The organism is Streptomyces sp. MBT53 (assembly GCF_016654115.1).
Classification (GTDB): Bacteria; Actinomycetota; Actinomycetes; order Streptomycetales; family Streptomycetaceae; genus Streptomyces.
In genome coordinates, this window is sequence record NZ_JAEQAZ010000381.1 from 1 (window position 1) to 3,425 (window position 3,425).

Consider the following 3,425-nt stretch of genomic DNA (forward strand, 5'->3'; position numbering starts at 1 on the left):
CGACGACGCGGCGGACGCGGCCGAGAAGAAGGCCCGCGAGTCCGGCTGCGTCATCGGCGCGCCCAGCCGTCGGATCCCGTACGGCGGCAGCGGTGGCCCCGCGTTCGGAGGCGGCGGCACCGGCACCACGGTGCTGGCCGCAGCTCCGTCCTCCCCGTACGTCCTGCTCGCCGAGGACGGCTGCGACGAGGATGCCAAGAAGGAGGCGGAGGAGGCCCGGAAGGACGAGCGGGAGGCCTACCTGGCGAAGAAACGGGCGGAGGAGCCCGGCCGCGCGGCGAAGGCCGCGGAGAGCAAGAAGCAGTACCCCGACCCCAGGCACAACGACACCTCCGACCCGCGCAACTACAACCCGCCGGACTGGGCCGCAGACCTGAAGAACCGCACGCTCGGCGACGCCGACAGCGGCGACGGCTACTGGGCGAGCCGTGACCGCAACCCCGCGCCCAACTGGAAGAACGAGTCGTGGCTCCGCTACCAGGAGCAGGTCACCGGCACGGTCCGCGGCGAGGAGTACGTGGTCCCGTACCCCAAGGAGGGTGTGCCCGACGTCGAGTTCGACGGCTGGGACGCGGGCAGGCAGACGTACCTGGAGGCGAAGAACGGTTACGAGGGCTACCTCTCCAAGTCCAGCCAGGGGGAGTTGACCGCGTCCGGGAAGACCGAGTTCGTCACCGAGGCGCGGCGGCAGATCGCCGCGGCGGGCGGCAAGACCATCGAGTGGCACTTCTCCAACGCGGACGTGGCGAAGGCGGCCCGGCGGGCGTTCCGCGACGAGGGGCTCGACGTCAGGGTCGTCTACGAGAAGCAGAAGCCGGTCGGCGGAACGCGCAAGCCGGGCGCGTTCGACTAGCTCGACTAGGGTGACGGCAGCCGGCGGACGGCAGCCGGACCCGCTAAGAAATCTGACTACGACACCTGGCTACGACACCTGGCTACGACACCTGGCTACGACGGAGGCGGAGAAGGAGATGCGACGTCTGGTGCGGGGCTTCTGGGGCCCCAGGGAGGAGTCGGTCGAGGAACTGGCCGATCGCTGGGCGGCGACGCTGGACCGGCTCGCCCTGCTCCTCCCGGAAGCCGCTCTGCCCGGGCAGTGGGACATGGCCGGCGCGTCGGGCGGCCCGGCCGCTCCACTGTCGACGGACACCGACAGCCTGCGTGCCGCCCTCCAGGCCGCCCGTGCCGCCGACGACTGGGCGAAGGGGACCGGTACGGCGCTCCGGCTGACCGCCGCGGGCGCACCGGGTTGGACGGTCGAGGTGAGCGGACTCGCGGGCGGAGACTCCGAGTTCCTGCTCCAGTCGCTGGTGATCGGCATCCGCCCGCCGGCGGGCGCGGTCCTCCCCGCCGCCGAACTCCTCACCGCCGTGGCCGAGTTCTGGGCGCCCGACTTCGGTGACGTGACCGACGACGACGTACTGGACGCGCTGGAGGACGAGGCCGGGTACGGCGTCGGTGAGCCGTGCGTCGGCCGGGCCGGCTATCTCTCCCCGGCGCGCGGCGAGTTGGTGCCGGACGACCTGACCGCGCCACGCGCCGCGCTGCCCGGCGGCGGCCTGCTGCTCGACATCGCGCCGGAGGGCGACGTGGACACCGTGGTCCGGGCCTTCGAACGGCTGCGGGAGTCCGGCGCCCTACGGCCCCTGCCGCGCCCCATGGACCGGGCCACGCTGTGACCGCCGGCGCGGGCGAACCGGGGGAGCCCGACCGGGCGTTCCCGGACCTCGACGCGCTGCTCACCGGGCCTCTTCCGGCGACCGGGCCGACAGTGAGCGAGGGCGATCCGGTCACGGGGGAGTGGACCGGGACCGGAGGCGAGGGCTTCGTGATCGTCCCCCTCCTGGTGGGCAAGCCCCTCACCGGCGTGTACGCACCCGAGTGGAACGCGGCGGAGGAGGCCGCCGAAGCCCAACTGACCGCCCTCATCGGCGCATTGGACCGCCGATTCGGTGCACACCGCGAAGTCCCCATGCGCGTACCGCTGTTCCGCAAGATCGCGGGAGACCCGATGCCCGCCCTGTTCCAAGCGCTGTGCGACGAGGACCTGTTGGGCGACCTCACGGTCTGGGGACCACTGCCGAACGGCCCGGAAGCGACCGCACGCTGGCTGGCCGTCTCCCTCGGCCAGTCCGACGCCGAAGCACCCATGATCCTCTGCGCCGCTGTCACCGACCGCCCGATCACCGAGCTGCGGGAAGACGGGTGAGCCGTCGTGCCGAGCGGAGATCCGCGCGACGACCTGACCCAGGAGGGCAGCGGGGGGCGCCGACCGGCTCCCGGAGAACACCCGTTGCTGCCTCCCGTCGTACGAGAACTCCCCTACTCCTGGGACACCGGTTTCACCTGGCCCCGTGAACTCCCGGAGACCCGGGCGAACATCGCCCGTGCGCGGGCGATCCTGGAGGCCTGCGCACCCGAGGCCCCGGTACCCGACCCCGTCCCCGCCCCCGACTGGACCGGCGACGAACACAAGAACAAGAACAAGGACGAGGACGAGGACGAGGACGAGCCCACCTGGCTCCACATCCGGGTCGTGCTACGGGAGTTCATGCCCTACGCCGACCAGGTCACCGAGGAGCGCATGGCCGAGGCGATGCGGGAGTGTGCGCTGCTCGGCATCCCCGGTGTGCCCGGGGATGCGGACGGCGCGGAGGCGGAGCGCTTCGTCCGGCGGTGGGTGAGCTGGATCGAGGGCTGGATCGTCGGAGAGGTCTTCACGTGGCTCGGCATGTGCGTGGACGACGACACCCTCGTGACCCCGTGGGCGATGGAACTCGCCGAGCGGTACGCCCGGTTCGGCGTCGCCACCGACCGGGCCGTGTCGATGCTCCGCTGGCACGGCACCGTCCCCCGAAGCCGTGAGGCCCTCGCCCGTCTGACGGCGGACGGGACACTGTCCCCGTGAACGAGCCGAAAAGCAGGCGAGGTTGACGATGTTGCTCGCGAACCTCTTCATCGTGGCGGAGCCGCGTCCCGCCGAAATCCGGCGCGCCCTCGCGGACTTGCTGGGCCTGCCCGAGGAGGCCGTGGACGTGGGGGACCGGGACCAGGAGGACCGCAACTGGGCGGCCCCGGTGCTCTGCACCTACTGCCCGCTGCCCCCGGGCGACGTCACGCTCTCCCTCGACATCACCGTCACCGACTCCGCCACGGGCGGCCTCACGGAGGCGGACCTCGCCCTCGGTATCGCGGCCAGGGTGGGCAGTTCGGTCCTCTACCCCGCCGAGTCCTTTCCACCGAGCGCCAATTGGGCCGCGGTCCCGGACGGCCGTACGGTCAGATGCAGCATGGAGTCGGACGAGACGGGCTACGGCGCGGACGCCGCGCTCCACCCGTTCCACGTCTACGACGTGGCAGCACCGGTACCGGACCTGCCCCCCTACGGCCCCGGCTCCACCGTCACCTGAGCCCCCACCCTCAAC

General features: G+C 72.1%; 5 protein-coding genes. All 5 read left to right on the forward strand.

Annotated elements, in window-relative coordinates:
• A partial coding sequence (locus tag JHN45_RS51195; RefSeq protein WP_236585033.1) for a Tox-REase-5 domain-containing protein occupies positions 1–853 on the forward strand: 853 nt, incomplete at its 5' end.
• 118 nt (positions 854–971) lie between these two features.
• Positions 972–1,679 (forward strand): Imm52 family immunity protein, encoded by a 708-nt coding sequence (locus tag JHN45_RS51200; protein ID WP_201056338.1) that lies wholly within the window; start codon positions 972–974, stop codon positions 1,677–1,679.
• Positions 1,676–2,209, forward strand: coding sequence for a hypothetical protein (locus tag JHN45_RS51205; RefSeq protein ID WP_201056339.1), 534 nt, complete (start codon positions 1,676–1,678; stop codon positions 2,207–2,209). Before JHN45_RS51200 ends, JHN45_RS51205 begins: the two co-directional genes overlap by 4 nt.
• 6 nt (positions 2,210–2,215) lie before the next feature.
• Positions 2,216–2,908 (forward strand): hypothetical protein, encoded by a 693-nt coding sequence (locus tag JHN45_RS51210; protein WP_201056340.1) that lies wholly within the window; start codon positions 2,216–2,218, stop codon positions 2,906–2,908.
• A gap of 22 nt (positions 2,909–2,930) precedes the next feature.
• A complete protein-coding gene (locus JHN45_RS51215; protein WP_236585034.1) occupies positions 2,931–3,410 on the forward strand; it encodes a hypothetical protein in 480 nt (159 codons plus the stop codon).
• Positions 3,411–3,425: the final 15 nt, after the last annotated feature.

Excerpts from the sequence above, each read along its gene's own strand:
- JHN45_RS51200 (WP_201056338.1), top strand. The coding sequence starts at position 972 with ATGCGACGTCTGGTGCGGGGCTTCTGGGGCCCCAGGGAGGAGTCGGTC.